The 17,363-nt window shown below is 43.9% G+C and carries 6 protein-coding genes; 3 read left to right on the forward strand and 3 right to left on the reverse strand.

All coding sequences use genetic code 11. From position 1 onward, the window contains the following. Positions 1–159: 159 nt before the first annotated feature. The 3 genes from BDD43_RS09375 to BDD43_RS09385 form a co-directional block, all read right to left on the reverse strand. Positions 160–2,319 (reverse strand): alpha-glucuronidase family glycosyl hydrolase, encoded by a 2,160-nt coding sequence (locus BDD43_RS09375; protein ID WP_121197434.1) that lies wholly within the window; start codon positions 2,317–2,319, stop codon positions 160–162. Positions 2,320–2,834: 515 nt separating this feature from the next. After that, positions 2,835–5,171 (reverse strand): hypothetical protein, encoded by a 2,337-nt coding sequence (locus BDD43_RS09380; RefSeq protein WP_147425598.1) that lies wholly within the window; start codon positions 5,169–5,171, stop codon positions 2,835–2,837. A gap of 295 nt (positions 5,172–5,466) precedes the next feature. Beyond that, entirely contained in the window at positions 5,467–6,660 is a 1,194-nt protein-coding gene (locus BDD43_RS09385; RefSeq protein ID WP_121197436.1) for a glycoside hydrolase, read from the reverse strand. 1,018 nt (positions 6,661–7,678) lie between these two features. On the opposite strand from BDD43_RS09385, the gene BDD43_RS09390 reads away from it, so the two are divergent. The 3 genes from BDD43_RS09390 to BDD43_RS09400 all read left to right on the forward strand — a co-directional run bounded on the left by BDD43_RS09390 (position 7,679) and on the right by BDD43_RS09400 (position 17,354). Continuing rightward, positions 7,679–11,800 (forward strand): hybrid sensor histidine kinase/response regulator transcription factor, encoded by a 4,122-nt coding sequence (locus tag BDD43_RS09390; protein WP_162847012.1) that lies wholly within the window; start codon positions 7,679–7,681, stop codon positions 11,798–11,800. Positions 11,801–12,509: 709 nt separating this feature from the next. Beyond that, the gene (locus BDD43_RS09395; RefSeq protein ID WP_162847013.1) at positions 12,510–14,045 is read left to right on the forward strand and encodes a fasciclin domain-containing protein; all 1,536 of its coding nucleotides are present in this window, start codon (positions 12,510–12,512) and stop codon (positions 14,043–14,045) included. Between the two features lie 48 nt (positions 14,046–14,093). Next, the gene (locus BDD43_RS09400) at positions 14,094–17,354 is read left to right on the forward strand and encodes a SusC/RagA family TonB-linked outer membrane protein (RefSeq protein ID WP_121197439.1); all 3,261 of its coding nucleotides are present in this window, start codon (positions 14,094–14,096) and stop codon (positions 17,352–17,354) included. The last annotated feature ends 9 nt before the right edge of the window (positions 17,355–17,363 follow it).

Consider the following 17,363-nt stretch of genomic DNA (forward strand, 5'->3'; position numbering starts at 1 on the left):
GTAAATTTTAACGCGGATTTGTTATGCACCCAACAGATACTATTGGGGGGGGAATTACAAATCCACATGCTGTTTTTTAGTAGCCTATAAATTTAAGTGCAACAGGCTGCCGGGTTTTAATACAAACTTTTATAAAATATATTGTTTAAGTTTTCGGTATTAATTAACGCCTTGTCCGGGTATATTTGGAAAGTGCAGGTTGCGGTAATAGCTAAGGTCATGTTCTGGCACCTCATAGCCCGCCGGTATAGGCTTGCGCGAAAAGGTTTGGAAATATAATACACAGGAGTTTCGCCACCTAACCGCTTCTTCATGTTGCACGGCCATCAGTTGTTCAACTTCCTTAAACCGGGTGGGGTCTACATAGGGGCTGAGGGACTTCCACACCTGCTGCATTTTAGTTACGGAATCCACCCCGGTATAATAATGATGGACCATTTCTTCCCATAAGGTTTTACCGGACCTCATGCTGTATTGCCATCCAAGATGGTGGAACCAAAGGAGATATTCATCAGGGCAGGTTTTCAGATCCCCAAAATAGCGTTGTACTTGGGGGGCGTATTGGTTGAGGGCATTGCTGCCGGTTTCGGTACGGTCAAAGCCAATGCCTGCGGTGTCGGCTTTGTGATAATAAACAGCCGTCCAATCTGCACGGCCCAGGTTATCTGTCCATGGCCCCGGTCCATAATGACCGCTTGCGCCCATAATATGGTGCAGCCCAAGCGGGGTCATGTAATTAACCGTATTTTCACGGGAATGAAGCATCTCGCGCTTCATGGGGTTGATAAAGGCGGCTTCGTTATTGAATGTCATACGTAACCAGTCGTCGGCGATAGATGCCGCATCATTATGCGGATTCCAGGCCAGCCTGCCAAAGGCATACCAATTGGCCTGGGCAAAAGGGTGCCCGCACCAATTAATATCGGTACCTATGTTAGCAACACCGGCCATGCCGGTTAGTAATGCAGGGTTGTATTTCCCTTCTATAATGCGCCCAACTGTGCTGTTTTGGCCATGTGTATAAGTATCAGATTCCAGGCACTCCTTAAACAAAGGAGCTTCGTAAACCAAATGTGTTGAAAAACCCAAATATTCCTGAGTAAGTTGCAACTCCAGCATTACGGAGGTGTTGGGCAGTGCTCCCAACAAGGGATGGAATGGCTCGCGCGGCTGAAAATCTATCGGGCCATTCTTAATCTGAATAATAACATTGGCGTTGAACTTCCCGTCCAGTGGTTTAAATTCGTTATAAGCTTGTTTAAACCGGTCGTCGGGCACCTTGTCATCATAAACAAAAGCTCGCCACATAACTATTCCGTGATGCGGGGCAAGCGCATTACCCAGCATGTTAGCTCCGTCAGCATGGCTGCGCCCGTAGCTTTGTGGGCCTGGCTGCCCTTCCGAGTTGGCTTTAACCAGGAAGCCGCCAAAATCAGGTATATAACTATAAATCTCGTCCGTTTTTGCATTCCACCATTTGATCACTTCCGGGTCAAGCGGGTCAGCAGTCTTCAAATGACCCAGCTCAATCGGGCTATCAAATTTAACGGATAAGTAAACACGAATGCCATAAGGGCGAAAAGCATCAGCCAATGCTTTAACTTTCTCTAAATACGCCGGTGTAAGCATCTGGATATTTGCGTTCACATTGTTGAGTACGGAGCCGTTGATACCGATAGAGGCATTTGCCCGGGCATAATCCACATATCGCGGATCAATGTAACCCGGCAATTTGTGCCAGTTCCAAATGGAAAAACCGGCATAGCCGCGTTCCACCGTTCTGTTGGGATTGTCCCAGTGGTCCAGTATGCGAATCATCGTTTTAGGGTAGTCGGTAATGTTTAGAGCCGACAGGCTTTTACCCGTTTGCATCAACTGCAGGATGCGAAAGGTACCGTATAAAATGCCTAGGTCAGATTTGGCTGTAAGAACCAATCGGGTTCGTCCGGCCTCGCTGATCGTTTTAATAATAAAACCCTCATTGCCGATCTGCTGAATTTCTGCATCTGTTATAAATTTTTTTAGCGTGCCAATCTTGTCAAGCGTTAGAACCACGAGGCTGCTTTGAGCCGGCGTGCCTGCAGAAGGCTGAATACCAAGAAGCCCACCGAACCCCTGTATCAGTTCGTCTCGGCCGGCTTTCAAACGATCTGTCGCAGCCGGAAAACAAATCGTTTTAAAATATTTCTCATATTGCCCTCTCAGGTTGGTGCTAACCGGCTTATACCTCAACCACAAATCATATCCGTTTTCAGCTCGGGCGGTAAAGCTAAGCCCTAAGGTGGCTAGTACAAACAATATTAAAAAGAGTTGTCTCATAAAGTATAATTTGGTAGAGTCTGGTACATCCGCTTAGTTGGGTGGTGCAACCGATTGTAAATATAATAAGGTTTTACGAGGATTGTTAATAGGGGATAGAAGCGGCGAAATGATTTCGTATTCGAGCAAAATTTCTCTACACTCAAGTTATTGTGAGATAAACTTTTTAGTTGGAGGAGCTTAAACAGTTGGAAGAGAATATTTGTATTGTTAATTAGATAGTTATACGGCACTTGTAAGCTCAATCGCATAAGTATTGAAAAATAGTTGTTTCAGAATTTGATCGGCTACTATATAAATACAAGTTTAGTGATTTAATATTTGTTCTATAAAAATAATTATTTGTTACCTTAAATCTGATTCAGCCGGACAAGCTGCATAACAGCATGTCGCGGTATTATAGCAATAAATATGGGGTATAAACTCCACCTCATTTTAACTTTGGTATTTGCCTGAGGTAAATAATTATGTGAACATAATTATTTACAATTCAATAAACCTATAAGATTATAGGTTTATTGAATTGTAAATAATTTAACAGTATGTAGTAGAGCGCCGGTTAGAGATATGCCCTCTATCGAGACCTGGTAAGAACCTGACGTATTACCAGTGAACGATATGCCAGTTTTACCATAAATGTCAGTAACAACATGGGGTGTCCAGTAAACCGTTTTCCGGGTGGTTGTAATGGGGGAATTTGGATACGCTGGTGAGTAAAATTCATTAGGTTGATAGATAGCTGGCAGATAATAAGCAATGCCTGGTACAAAACTTTTATCGGCACGACCGGCCTTTGACCTGGCCGTATTAATTAAAACAACTCCAAACTGACCATAAGGGCCATAAATAAATGTTTTATCGCTCCCGGGCGTAAGCACCTCTACGCTTTCGATTTCTGTATTAGCAGGTATGGCATACTCCATAGCGAACTCTGAAAGCATTTCGCCATCTACAATAAACTGCGGTGTTCCGGATATTCCTCTACGCGTTTGCTTGTAAAATGGCACTTTCGTTAATAAAGCATTCTCAAGTCCTCCTGAGGTTCTGATATCTTCCTGAGAGAGGACCACATCGGCATTGCCAGGGCCGTTGAGGTTAAAGGAATGCTCGGGGACATATTTTTTATTTCTGCGCTGGTTGATCTTGACCTCGCCGAGTGTCCTGCCTTTGCTTAGAGGCGGAGGGAGTGGGCTATTGCTGGCGGAGGCTGTTAACAAAAGCGAGCTTGGTGTATTATCTTCTTTTTTAAGCGGTTCGAAGGGCCTGTCGATGGCCAGGTAAACTTTTACCTGCCCTTTAGGGGCACTGGCCTGAACCATGAACGAGGTGGTATCAGGGTAGCTGGCGAGATCGAAGGTGAAGTGTCCCGCACTGTCTGCGTTTGCCTGAATAGGGAGTCCTGAACTCTTAGCTGGCAGCACAATGAGCTTGGCCCCAGGCACGGGTTTTCCGTTGGCCAGGCTAACGGTACCTGAGATCATGGACCCGGTTTCGGGCCTATAGCGAACTTGCTGATAATTATTATTGGCAATACTGTCCCAGGCATACCTTCGCCATCCTTGTGTAAGCATTAGCAGGTCCAGGTTCTGCAATCGGTTCTTATCGCTGCTGTCAAAATACTGATCGGGCTTTTCGATGTAACCTTTGAGGTCGGAGCAAAGCAGGAGGTCGGAAAATATGGAGGCATTACCACTTTCCCAAGCTTGGCTTTCATCGATTTTGGTAACCGCGACAGACAGTACCGACCGGGCTATGGCGGCAGTATCCGAAGGGCTAATCGTCAAGCCAACCTTTTCACCGGGAGCATAAACGGCTTTGTCCGTTTTGATCACCGGGTTATAGCGCATGTCCGGGCTGATGAATACGAGCCGTTCGGCAACAGGCCTGTTATGAGAGAATAAGGTGATCCTGATCACACCATTGCTCAGTCCTTTCCTGGAAAGTGTTCCGGTAAATAAGCCTGCGGTATCGGTAGTAATCCGCCCCATATATTCGATAGGGCCGTTTCCTGCTGCAACAAGGGTAAATTGTCCAAGCTTACGTAAAGCAGGGTTGACTGAAACCTGTATAATCAGTTTCGTAGTGTCCCGGGAGCTCACGGCCAGGCTGTAGCCTTCAGGAGCTATTTCGGGTAGGGCTGTACTGTTTTGCTGCCCGTCGGCGAAGCTAATTAGGGCGGTATATTTACTTCCTTTATATGGGATAAAGCTGAAGGAGCCCATTCCGGCATGCTGTGACCGGAAGGTACAGACCTGGTTACCCTGCTCATCGGCAACGTAGCCTGAGAGTTCTCTGCTCAGGCCATCGGGCCCGATAGCTTTGAAAGCGATTACGGATGGGATGCCGCTGACCATGTTTCCCCCTTCCGGGAAAAAACGGATAACGTTTGTACCTGTTGCCTTTGTACCTATGGGTCTTTGCCCGCTCTTATCACTTATCCAAAACTTTTTATCGTAAAAAAAAGCATGCCCGGCGTTGCGCATCCATTGGGTATATGCCCTGATGCGGTAAAAACCGGCGCTAAGGGTATCGGGCAGGGGGATATTCCCTGGTGCCATGCCCGTATTGAGCCTGAGGCGCATGGAACGGATAACGGAATCGGCAGATAGGAGCTGAACGTAAAGATATTTGCTGAGCAGGGAAGGTGCATTCTTTTCGGTAGCTACCGTATAGGCTTTAAACCATACGGTGTCCCCGGCTGAGTAGGATGCCCTATCGGTATGTAGATGCACCTTTTCTACGATATGTGTTCGGCGGTAATGTTCCAGTTTATCGGTAAGCAGCCCGGTTGTATCAGTGGTTTGCCCTGCAGGTAATAACGTGCAAAGCAAGGTGGAAAGCATTATGAGCATGTTTAAAGGTTGGTAAGTGGTTGTTCAAAAGTATATTTATGGTATCCAATACGGTGCGGCTATTGTCTTTTTTAGTATTGCATATGTTTAAAAGCGAGATCATTAGTAAAAAAATAAGCCAATGCTTTCAATATTGTCTGTTATTATACCCGGGCAGGTTTTTTTAACGTTGAAGGGTTGATGTCTTAATTTGCTTATTTACAGAAAGATATATTACAGTGATGTGTTTTCTAAATACTCATCACCATCTTCGTTAACAGAGTGCCCCGCGGGTTAAGCGGGACACTCGTAATGTTTAATTAGAAACCAGCGTAGTTACACTCGAAGGTGCCAGGTTGATACTAAAGTGGCTCCCGCTAGCACTAACGGCGCTATAAGCCAGGTTAGAAGAGCTGTCGGTAGAGTAGCGACTGAAACCCGTAACAGATACGCCGCTCAAATCAAAGCTCTGAGCTATCGTCGCATTGTTTTGATTCACAATAACGATTACAAGCTTGGTGCCGTTTTTGTAGGCGGTTACATATACGCCTGTTAAGGGGTTTGTCGTGCACGAAATTTTACTGTAGCCAGGCCTAACATACCGTGAGTATTGAGCCATTACATAGCCAAGCTTAGTGATGTTACTGCTTTCATCGATTGGGCCGTAAAACCTTCGGATATACCACCACACGTAGGCGGCGTAGCCAGCATTCATACAATCATGGATCTCTTTAGCCGCAGCCATGGCGTTACCCCAGTCGTTTCCGCTGATGGTAGAATTGGTATAATGTTCAGTCATCCACACCGATTTGTCTATAGCTCCCAGATTGTAAGGCGTTTTTCCATAAATATGGCCGCATACAAAACTGGTTTTTGATTTCGCTGTAGCGTTGCTGAGATACGTATTGATATAAGTTTGATCCATATTGAAAGGTTCGGGAGCCATCACAGCAGCTCCGCAGTTACTGCCCTGTGCAGCCACGAAATTGGCAACTTCTGTTGCCGTGGCTTCCATCCACCCAGAGCCACCGTAATTTGGCTCATTGAATGGACTAACCGCGTATACTCCACCCACCGCGGAATTATACGAACTGATGTGTGCGGCAAAATCAGCATAGGAGCCGGTATTCAAGTGTACACCTGTCATCATACTGGGCGGCGCATTCCAGGCTGTGGCTATCACCTTGGCACCAAAGCCCTTCGCCGCGTCTATCGTAGGTTTTTCTGCTGCAAAACTGCTACTGCTGGTGGGTACCATTACGCGCAATATGCTCAAACCGATGCCGCTTGAAGTTGAAAAGGCTTTTGTTCTTTGATCGCTGGTTAGGTCGGCCTGCCAGGCAAGGATACTTGCTCCGCCAAAGCCTTGGATAGTCTGCTGTACGGCGCTCGTATCAATTGTCGCGGCGCTTTTCAATACATCATCAGTAATTTGTTGCTGAGCTGCCTGCTTGGCGCAACTGGCCAGCAACATGATCGCCCCGGAGAGGGCCAATAATTTTTTTTTCATAAAAGGTATTTGGTTAAATAAGGGTTAATGTGGTTTATTGCTGTATATTTAGTAAATTGAAATGCCTTAATTGGGGGGCTCATCCTGGCGTTCCGCTGTTGCAGTATGGTTGAGCATTGTACCCTACTGGCCGTAGAGTTAAAAAATTTGGCAACTCTTTAAGCTTCGGCTCCATGCCAAATGGCGTTCCGGCTTCACTTTCCGGCGAAAAAGCACACATGGCAATGCAATTCGGGATAATAAATAGAGAAGAGGTTAAAATAATCCTTAACTTCTTCAATATTAGTTTGTTATAGAGTACGCAGTCCCTGCAAACCTGGGTAAGCAGAGCAGATAAAGTAGTAAACATGATTTAGAATATAATTGGTTTTCAAATTAACGTCGTTGATTGCGCACTATATGTGACTAATGTCCAAATCAATGCTACATATATTCAAGGCGGATGGATATAGCAATATTTTTTATTCTATATGAGGAGCTATTAAGTGAATTTGAAATATCGCGGTATCCGAAACAATATTGTAGGTATCTGATAGAATATTGCACGTAACTTTAACAACGAATTAACTGTGAGTAATACAGATGGCGTAGTAGGGAGCTTTTTTTGAGATGACGTTGCAGGAAAATTTATAAGCGAGTTCTTAAATAAAATTCAACTTTACAGATAATTATAGTCATTAATTTCTTGGGTTAGGCTTAACGGTCATTAATTTCCCGCGTCGTTTTCTTGCGGTAATTTACTATTTTTATGAATTGGTTTAGTGCGAAATAAGGATTGATTAAATAATGTGCAACCGATTACTAATGATTTTTTTTGATAAGTTAATCAGGGCATGTTATTTATGAAAATAATATTTTTTTGTTTGTGTAACCGATTGCTTTAATTATATTTGTCAAAACGACACCTATTATAACCAATTAGCGGCATAGCCATTTTGTGTTTTCGTTAAATACCAGTATTATGAGGAGATTATGGACAGGGGTATCATTATTATGCCTTTTTTTCTGCGAAACGGTTGTGAGCTCAGCTCAGGGCATTATCAATTTCACATCCATCACTACCAAAGAGGGCATATCTTCTAATACGATCTATACGATGGTTAAGGATCGGTATGGTTTGATGTGGTTTGGCACAAGCAATGGTTTAAGCCGGTACGATGGTACTAATTTTACCATATACCGCCATGAGCCCAATAATCCTGCCTCTATGCCCGGCAATGAGGTGCTTTCGTTATATGAGGACCGGACTGGTAAAATATGGATAGGCACGGGAGCGGGTGGTTTGAGTTATTATGACCGGACCAAGGACAGGATCGTATCTTATCCAACCGATGGTTCCTGGCCGGAACAGGGTAGCGTTTCTCCCCGTGCAATCTTACAGGATGATCAAGGTAAATTATGGGTAGGGACTTATGGAAATCTCCGTCTGATTGACCTTAGCAACGGGCATACCACGCGTATGGTATTCCATGATACACCAAATAATATGGATTATTCGTTCGTCGTGTTGTCATTGTTCGAGGACAGCAGGCGTCAAATCTGGGTGGGTACTAATAAGGGGTTGTTTTTATATGATCGTCAAAAAGGCTATGTAAAAAAATACGGATGGAAGCCAAATGCACAAGTTAATTTATCAAACAGTACCTTTAAAGGTATAACCGAAGATCGGAAGGGGGATATTTGGCTGGCCACATTGGATGGGCTGGGCCAATTAAAGCCCGACGGTACCCTGAAAGTATACAGGCATCGCACCGATGGGGCAAACGCTATCAGTAGTAACGCTGTATTTGCTGTAAAATTAGATAAGGACGGGAAAGTTTGGATAGGTACCGAAGAAGGCCTGGACATACTGGACCCCTTAACCGGCTCGTTTCAGGTTTTACAGCCCGACCCGAGGAATCTTTTTAGCCTTAAAAGCAAATCTATCAGAAGTATATATATCGACAATACGGGCATTTACTGGGTCGGCACGTTCGGTCGTGGCATAGCCAAATATGATAAAAACCTGCCGCTCTTTAACCTTAAACAAAGTGATCCGTTCGATCCCTGGGGTTTAAGGTCTAACAGCGTGCTTTCCTTCACCGAGTCGGCGAACGGTCAGATCTATGTAGGAACGGACGGCGCAGGAATAGAAGTTTTTAACCGGGAAACAGGCTTATTTAAACCACTTATAATCAAAAGCAAGTTGGATAAGACGGGTTTGGGAATAGTGGTTTTTAGATTATATATTGATAAGAGCGGATTTTTATGGGCGGGGACCTACCGTAACGGACTTTTCCGGATCAATTTGAGTGATGGTAGTTACGAGCAGTTTACCGCCGGGAAAGGACAGCTAAACAATGATAATGTTAACAGCCTCGCCGAAGACGGACGGGGTAATTTATGGATCGGAACTATAGGAGGCGGAGTTAATATTTATAACTTCAAGCTTCGGACGTTTCAGCAATTTAACAGCAGCACGTTTCCCCCGGGGTTTAAACAACCTTTGCCTTTGAACGACTTCATCAGTTCGATCGCAAAGTCGCCGAAAGGGGATATGTGGATAGGTTCGGCAGGAACAGGGCTGGCAGTTTTTAACCCTGTAACCGGTAAGGTTATTCATTATACCAGAGCGCATAAAGAGCTTCCTTACGATGTTGTGGAGCATTTGTTTTTTAGTAAAGATGGGCTGCTTTGGCTTTCAACAGAAGGAGGACTTTCGTTTTTAGATGAGCAAACCCACAAAATAACTACCTATAGCGAAAAAGATGGATTGGGAAACGGAATGGTTAAAGGTATCCTGGAGGATAACTCCGGACTCATATGGGTAAGTACCGACCGGGGCATCAGCTCTTTTAACCGTAGCACCAAAACTTTCCGGAACTTTAACGCAGAAAACGGGGTTCAGCAAAGCTCTTTTACTACCGCAGCAACAATGAAATCGGCCAATGGCGACTTGTTTTTTGGTGGTTTAGAGGGGTTTAATTTTTTTAACCCAGCTACCTTGCCTGATACACGCAGCCCCGGACAGGTTTTGCTGACAGACCTTAATGTGAGTAATGAATCTGTTACGCCGGGTGAAAATTCGCCAATAAAGGAGCAGATTGGGATGGCTAAAGAGATTAACCTTCATTATGGTTTAAATTTCTCCGTATCCTACGTGGCCCTCAACTATACCGCACCCAAACAAAATCAGTTTGCCTACAAACTTGTTGGTTTTGATAAGGACTGGAACTATGTACACCATGGGCGGACTGCTAATTACACTAACCTGGATCCCGGAACTTATATATTTCAGGTTAAGGCGAGTAGTGACGGCAAGCATTGGGTATTGCCTCCTACAGAGGTCAGGATTATCGTATCCCCGCCATTCTGGAGAACAGGATACGCTTATGGTTTTTATTTTTTAACTACTTTGGCGTTTTTACTATGGCTGAGGCGAAGAGGAATTCGGAAAATCCGCCGGGAATTTGAAATACAGCAGGAAAAAATACAGGTTAAACAGCTAATGGAACAGGAGCGCCGTGAGGCCGACCAGCTTCATGAACTTGACCTTCTAAAGATCAAATTTCTGACAGATCTTAGCCATGAATTCCGTACGCCGATATCATTAATTTTGGCGCCGGTAGAAAAGCTCCTGGAGAGAAAACTAGCGAACGAAGCCCAGGAGGATGTTAAAATGATTAACCGGAATGCCCGAAGGTTGCTGAATATGGTTAATCAGTTGCTCGACTTCCGAAAGATGGAGGAAGAAGAACTCCATCTACACCTGCAAACGGGAGATGTTATATATTTTATTAAAGATACCGCCGACGCCTTTAAGGATGTTGCGGCCAGAAAGGAAATTGATTTTTCGGTAGAAAGCAAATGTAAGGCATGGGCTACCAAATTTGATCATAATAAGCTTGAGCGCATTATTTTCAATACATTGTCTAATGCCTTTAAATTTACACCTAAGGGAGGGCAGATTACCATGTTTTTGGAGATTAGCGAGGTTATTGAAGGCGAACCGCATCTGATTATGAGGATCATGGATAGGGGCATCGGTATTCCATCGGAAGATCTCACCCGTATATTCGACCGGTTTTATCAGCATCAAACGCAGGCTGTACTCAACCAGGGAACGGGGATTGGGCTGGCGATAACGAAAGAGTTTGTGAATCTTCACGGTGGGCATATTCATGCTGAGAATAATCTGTCGGGCGGAGCGTGTATTGTAATTGACCTGCCCGTTTTCCCTGAGCTTGACGAAAGCGGCATTTCTGAAACGGATGGTAAGGAATCAACTGCTTCCGATTCTTGTATTTCAAACACCTCGGAATCAGTACCTTGTAACCCGAAGAGAAGCGAAGGCATAAGACTGATTGAAAAAAAAATCACGATATTGCTTGTTGAAGACAATGAAGAGTTCCGCACATACCTGGCAGATCACCTCAAACAATATTACAACATCATTCAGGCAGGTGACGGTAAGGAAGGTTGGCAGAAAACCCTCGGCAACCATCCTCAGCTTGTGGTTAGTGATATCAATATGCCACTGATGTCGGGCATCGAACTTAGTAAAAAAATAAAGGAAGATAAAAGGACCTGCCATATACCGGTGATATTGCTTACGGCGATGACAGGCGAAGAAGAACAACTTACCGGATTGCAATCCGGCGCGAGCGACTACCTAACCAAGCCCTTCAACTTTCAGATATTGAACACCAAAATCGGTAATCTTCTTGATCTGAACAAAAGCCTGAAGGACACTTATTCTAAACAGATCCAATTGGTAGGGCAGGAAGTAGTTACTGAATCGGGTAACCTGAAACTTTTAAATTCGATTATGAAATACATCGAGTCCAAGTTAAGTGATTCTGATCTGTCGGTTGAAGAACTCAGTAAACATGTAGGAATGAGCAGAGGTTCTCTTTATTATAAACTTATCGAACTGACGGGCTTATCTCCGATCGAGTATATCAGGTGTATTAAACTGGAGAAAGCAGCCGCCCTGTTGGAAAACAGCGAATTGAATATTGCCCAGATTGCTTACATGACAGGGTTTGGCACACCGAGTTATTTTTCGAGGATGTTTAAAAATAAATATGGTATGGTGCCCTCAGAATACCTTAATTCAAAACGCAATCACGCAAAACCGGTTGTAATTTCCGCTGAGTAATATTTCCTGTATTTTACCACCTCATCTTCGCAATTAATAATATAAAGGGCAGCAAGTACACCCGGGAAAACCGGAGGCAAACGGGGCTGTTCCCGGGTGAGCTAAGCTGTGCCAGATTATCTACAACGGACACAATTAACAGTTTATTTTATAAATAACCTTTAGGAATTATCACCGTCCAAATTTCCCACCTCCCAATAAATTAAATCTCCCAGAGATTACCTGTTTAAATATACATCTCATTTTTGTTCTGTAAGTGAGTTTGTGGTGCGCTACCCGGGTTCACTTCTATAATATCTAAGGCATTATTAAAAATAATACGCCAAATATGCAATTAATACATGTTTTAATAATTCAATTGCCTGATAATAAGGCACTTAATTTAATTAAACATTCCGACTACTTTATTTGACAATTGAGACATAAGGAGAGTTAGGTAAAATCGACTTTTGAATTGAACCAATACTGCAGGTATCATTTACCTGTTAAACCAAATTATTAACCTTCTTTAATCCGCAACAAAAAAATGGACAGCACATGAATACACTTGCTTCGGCGCGTTATTTTCGTTTAGTGTCATATTGACATTTAGCAGGACGAATAACACGCATAGAAATCCGCGAATACACTTTTATTGGCTTCCTGCTCCAATAAATCCCATATACGCTTAATTAAATAAGACATGATTAAACCTATACAAAACAAACTTATGTTCAACCGATACATTACAGCCGTTTTGCTGGCTATTGCTGTTGTTTTTGCCATCAGCAGTTGTAAAAGCCGTTTCGACGAGTATTATCAAGACAGTTCGAATACAAAGGGAGGATATCTTTTTACTAAATTACAGAGTAATCCCAAATTTTCAATTTTTACGGCTGGTCTGCAAAGGGCCAGTATCGACCCTTTTATATCAAAAGGCGGCTTGTATACAGTGTTTGCGCCTACCGACAGTGCATTCAATGTTTATTTTAAGGCAAAGGGCTACACTTCCGTTAACGATGTGCCGATAGATACTTTGTTTTCTATCCTCAGTTATCACATTGTAAATAACATGTGGTATTATTACGATTTTAAAGTAAGATATACAACATCGCAGCAGTCGTTGTTTCTCACCAGGAGTAAAAAATTCGTAAATGTGGACATTAGTGCCAATGACACGCTGAAGGTAAACGGTGTACCGATCATCAAGAGCCTCAGAGACATCGGTGCAGAGAACGGCGTTATCCACGGGATAGGGCAGGTGCTGATACCCAGCCCTAACCTTGAACAAAAGTTTCTTACAGATCCGCAACTAAATACCAGTACATTTTACCGGCTGATGAAAGTGTGTTCAGCAAGAACATACGATCAGTTCAATAGTTTTGATAAGAATCATGATGGGCTGATCGATTCCGCATTTTACACGTCTTATCCATTTTTAAACACGGTATATACCGCGCTTGAATATAAGGTTAATAGCCTGGCGACCGACCAGGGTGGTGATCCTGTTTTTACCACTGTACTAATGCCGTCAAATGCCGTACTCGATCCGCTGATTGCCCCGGCATTAGCTAAAATAAGTAATACAGTAACCGATAAGATAGCCGCCCTCTCGCCTGTTTATGCAAAAGGAGTTCTTGAATCTTATTTTATCGGCAATCAAAGTGTTTCTTCGGCGGTTTTGATCAAGCGACCAACTGTATTGGCATCGGTTAATGGTTCTACTGTACCCGCTTTAACTGCTGCATCGTTTGTTCGTCCTGATATCCAGACCAGTAATGGCGTGATCCATATTATCAACACCACTTTCCCGATATCTGATTTTCAAAAAAGTGCCTTTGGGCAGGCAACAAGTGACCCAGACCTCACCACGTATTGGCTGGCAATTCAGAAAGCCGGGCTTTTAGGTACTTACGGCGTTAGCTCCAGAGCTGGTACTTACTTTGCCCCCACAAATGCGGCATTTGCTGCAGCAGGGTTTAACCTTACGGCTATGACGTTAAATGGCGCGCCGCTCACAACTACTACCCTGGCCAATTTGCTCAAAGTTCATGTGGTTAACTCAAATCAGGCAGCAACAACGTTTCCCAATGCTGTGTTCAGTACGGACCTTAGCGGCACAGAGCAGCTTACTTTTGACAGTACGGGTACCATCATAACCAGCCCAACAGGTAATACGGCTACTGTTATTTTTCCTGTACTCAGCGTTGGGCCAAGCAATGTTGGCTATGTGTATAAGATAAACCAGCTATTAATACCTCAGTAACAGATAGCGCTCATAAGTCTAATTAAACAATAATCACAAAACTTATTGATGATGTTAAGAAATAAATCTATAACAATATATTCCTGTGTAGCGCTTATACTGCTGCTATGGAGTATTTCCATGGATGCCGGTGCGCAGGTAAGTACTGCGGCCGTAATCACAGGAACGGTAACGGAAGCTAAGACCAAAGCTACCATACCTGGCGTTACCGTTGTTGAAGTAAATGAAAACGACCGTCAGGTGGCTGCGGCAGTTACAAATATTGATGGCAAATATACGATCAAGGTATCCTCCAAAAGCCACAAAATCAGGTTCGCTTACATTGGCTTTCAATCATTAACGCTACCCATAGGGGATAAAACGGTGATTAACGCGGCACTGAAAGAGGCTGAATCAAATGAACTGATGGCAGTTGAGGTGACCGCGAAAAGCGCAAAAAAGATATCAACCGGTTATGGTGATGTATCTGAACGGGATAAGATTGGCGCTGTATCAACGGTGACTTCGGAGATGTTGCAAGGACTCCCTGCGACTTCGATTGATCAGATGATGCAAGGCCAGGCTGCCGGGGTACAGATCACATCTAACTCGGGTGATCCGGGAGGTGGCGCAACGGTTACCATTCGCGGACAGGGTTCTATCTCAGCAGGAAACGATCCGCTTTACATTATAGACGGTGTACCAATCATTTCTACCCCGTTTGATAACACCAACGGCGGGAACAATTATGCGCGTGTTAGTCCGATTGCCGATATCAACCCCAATGATATTGAGAAGATCGATATACTGAAAGATGCCAATGCGGCCGCCATTTATGGTGCCAGGGCTGCAAATGGTGTAATAGTAATTACCACCAAACGCGGAAAACCTGGTGCAACGAGTATTGTTTTGAATACACAATTTGTATTATTGCAAAGCCCGCGGCCGATACCTGTACTCAATGCCAGCGAATATAAGGTGATGCGCCTGGAAGCAGAACAGAACAATGGTAACATTAACCCTTCATCAAACACCTTATTACCGTTAGTTGACGACCCAACCTACCAGTTTTACTGGCTCTATCAGGCCAATACAGACTGGCCAGCCGCATTAAGGCAACTGGGCTTAACCCAAAACTATAACATGACACTGCAGGGTGGCGGCGAAAGTGCGCGTTATTCTTTCGGAACATCTTATAGTGATGCAAAAGGCTCAATGATTAATACCGGATTCAAGCGTTTTACAGGTCGCTTTAATTTGGATTATAAAGTGTCTAACAAACTGCGCTTTACTGCAAATATCGCTTTCACCAGAAGTAAGGTAAATGCCTTAGCAAATAATGGTGGTGGTACACTATACTTCAACTCTTTGGTGCGTTCGCCAGCCTTGCCTATTTATGATGTGAGCTATGTTGATGGCAGCTCATTGCCCAATTATATGTCATACGGTGGTTTCTACGGTTTTCAAGACAATCCGGTTGCATTTGCAGCAACATCCATTAATGCTTCATATAGTACCAATCTTAAACCCAATATTCGCGCAGAACTGGAGGTCGCCAAAAATCTTAAATTTGTAAGTACCGCATCTCTCGACTTTGTAGGGGAAAACGCTACCTATTTCCAGCCCGCAGCGGCAACTGGGGTAATTTGGAACAGTAACCAGTTTAACCGGTTAGATACCCGCGATTTTGAGCGTCTGCAAATGATCTCAGACAGTTATTTAACCTATACCAAAACCTTTGGGCGTAAACTGGTTACCAACTATTTACTGGGTAATACTTTTAATACGTTCAAATCAAATCAGCTAAGCGCGCAAGCGTATGCCACTGCCGATTTCGCGATGCAGACATTGGGGAATTCGGGGGGCTATAACAGCGTTTACTCAGCTAATGCTACTGAGGCAATCTTGTCACAATTCGCAAAGTTGGATATGGTATACGATGATTCCTACGGATTGAATTTCACCATACGCCGGGACGGTTCTTCCAAATTTGGCGGTGACAATAAATACGGGTATTTTCCATCAACTGGTGCTTACTGGCGGATATCTAATTTGAAAGCTTTAAAGTACAGCAAGGTTATAACCAACCTAAAGCTGCGGGCTTCATGGGGGCAACTCGGAAACAGCGGCATACCTAACTATGCTTATATCAGCCAGTTTGGCCAGGGTGCAAATTACCTCGGATTAAGCGGTGTGAGCCAAACCAATCCCCAGCTCAACCACTTGAAATGGGAAACAAGTGAGTCAACTAACATTGGGCTAGACGCCGGCTTTTTTAACGATCGGTTAGGGTTAACAGTTGATGTGTATAATCGTGTTACTAAAGATTTATTGTATAATCTTCCTGTGCCGGCAAGCAGTGGTATACCAATTCCTTCCGGTGCTCAAAGTGCTACTATATTGACAAATTTAGGTAATATCCGTAACCGGGGTATCGAGGTCAACCTGACAGGTACGCCAATTGCGGCCAAAAATTTTACCTGGAACGCATCTTTCAATATTGCCACCAATATTAATAAAGTACTTTCTCTGCCTGGCGGAACCGTAACAACATCCGATAGTTTTGGCGGTTTTACCTCACAGATCAAAGAAGGGGATGCCCTGGGTACCTATTATGGTTTGGTATTTAAAGGAGTGTATGCCCGTGACGCCGATGCCGTTGTACACGACAAGAACGGAAACATTGTATACGAATTAAATGGAACTACCCCGCGTTTGATGCATATTGGCAGCGAGACAGGAAATGTTTATAAAGGGGGAGATGCCATATACGAAGATTTTAACCACGACGGGGTTATCAACGACCAGGATAAGGTGCGGATAGGTGATGCCAACCCTAAATTTTTTGGGGGGATGAACAACACTTTCACCTATAAAAACTGGAGTTTGAGATGCTTTATCCAATACCAGTATGGTAATAATATCATAGACGGTATGCGACTACAACTGGAAAGCATGACTAATACCAATAATCAGGCGGCATCGGTACTGAGGCGCTGGCGCACTCAGGGCGATGTTACCGATATGCCCCGGGCTTTAAGTACAGATACAAGAAATGTATTGCCCTCAACAAGGTGGGTAGAGGATGGCTCTTATGCAAGGTTAAAGTCGCTCACGTTAAGTTACAGGTTCTCGCCGGCATTTGTGAGAAAACTTCACCTTTCTAACCTGGATATGTTCGTAACAGGCAATAACCTGTACACACTAACCAATTACCTTGGTGCAGATCCCGAGATCTATGTAGGCAATAATCCCGCCTTCGTGGGTGTAGACCAGGGATATACCCCTCAAACTAAAAATTATCTGTTTGGCCTTAACGTGAAGTTTTAAAATTTAAAA

Source organism: Mucilaginibacter gracilis (assembly GCF_003633615.1).
Taxonomy (GTDB): domain Bacteria; phylum Bacteroidota; class Bacteroidia; order Sphingobacteriales; family Sphingobacteriaceae; genus Mucilaginibacter; species Mucilaginibacter gracilis.